This is a genomic window from Marinifilum sp. JC120, assembly GCA_004923195.1.
Lineage (GTDB): Bacteria > Desulfobacterota > Desulfovibrionia > Desulfovibrionales > Desulfovibrionaceae > Maridesulfovibrio.
The window spans coordinates 1-972 of record RDSB01000085.1; the positions used below are offsets into that span (position 1 = coordinate 1).

At 50.3% G+C, this 972-nt stretch carries 3 protein-coding genes; all 3 read left to right on the forward strand.

The genetic code is table 11. The features are described from left to right. On the forward strand, positions 1-181 hold a 181-nt coding region (locus D0S45_20485; protein TIH07874.1), incomplete at its 5' end, for a hypothetical protein. Then, positions 156-473, forward strand: coding sequence for a conjugal transfer protein TraJ (locus D0S45_20490; GenBank protein TIH07875.1), 318 nt, complete (start codon positions 156-158; stop codon positions 471-473). The genes D0S45_20485 and D0S45_20490, both read left to right, overlap by 26 nt. After that, the coding region (locus D0S45_20495) for a relaxase (GenBank protein TIH07876.1) at positions 470-972 on the forward strand (503 nt) is incomplete at its 3' end. The genes D0S45_20490 and D0S45_20495, both read left to right, overlap by 4 nt.

Below are 972 nucleotides of genomic sequence, written 5' to 3' on the forward strand. Positions count from 1 at the left end.
CTGGGCTCATTGCGGCCAACGTACTCGTGAAGAGTTACTTGCTGATACATGCGGAAAAATGTGCATTGAATCGCTGGAAGATCTGCCAAAATCCTATCTCCCTCATGCTGTAAGTCTTGTTTGGGAAGGTATTAACCGTGAATCCGGTAGAGCTAATGCCCAGCAAGAAGCAAGTCATTAAAACCTATGTTTCCAAAGAGGAATACGCGCAGATCAGTGCGACCGCAAAGCAGTGCAGCATATCCCTTTCTGCTTTTGCGAAAGCCGTATGTCTGGGCCACGAAATCAAAAGCCGTACTGATCAGCAGGCCCGTCTGGAGCTTTTGAAACTTAATGCTGATCAGGGTCGGCTGGGCGGTCTGCTTAAGATGTGGATTCTTGATGATGACCAGCACCGCACGGATGTTGAAGCTTTGCTGGAAGATCTCCGCCAGCTTCAGAAAGAGATAGTTCTGAAGGTTCGGACAATATGATTAGCCGCAGGATTTCTTGCAAGCCCCAGAACGATAACTATGGCCGATTGGCCGAGTACATTGCCGACGCCAAGCACAAGGGTGAAAAGACCTTGATGTCTTGGTGCGCCGGTTGCTGGGCTGGTGAGGATTACGAGCTGGCTATTCAGGAAGTCCTCGATACTCAGGATCTGAATCAACGCACCCGCAAGGAGAAGACCTATCATTTGATAGTTTCCTTCAGGCCGGAAGATGAATCTGTCCTCACGCCTGATGATTTCAAGGAGATCGAGCAGGAGTTCTCCAAGGCCTTGGGCTTTGAGGAGCACCAGCGGCATTGCGGTGTTCATAAGAATACCAACAATATTCATATGCACATCGCGTATAATATGATTCACCCGGAGAAGCTGACCCGCTACGAGCCGTTCCGGGATTTCTACAAGCGCGACCGGCTGCATCGTGAGCTGGAGCAGAAGTTCGCCCTGAAGTTCGATAACGGCAGGAAGAAGGATCAGGAGCC

Coding starts and splice junctions, on each gene's coding strand:
- D0S45_20490 (TIH07875.1), top strand. CDS start 156: ATGCCCAGCAAGAAGCAAGTCATTAAAACCTATGTTTCCAAAGAGGAA.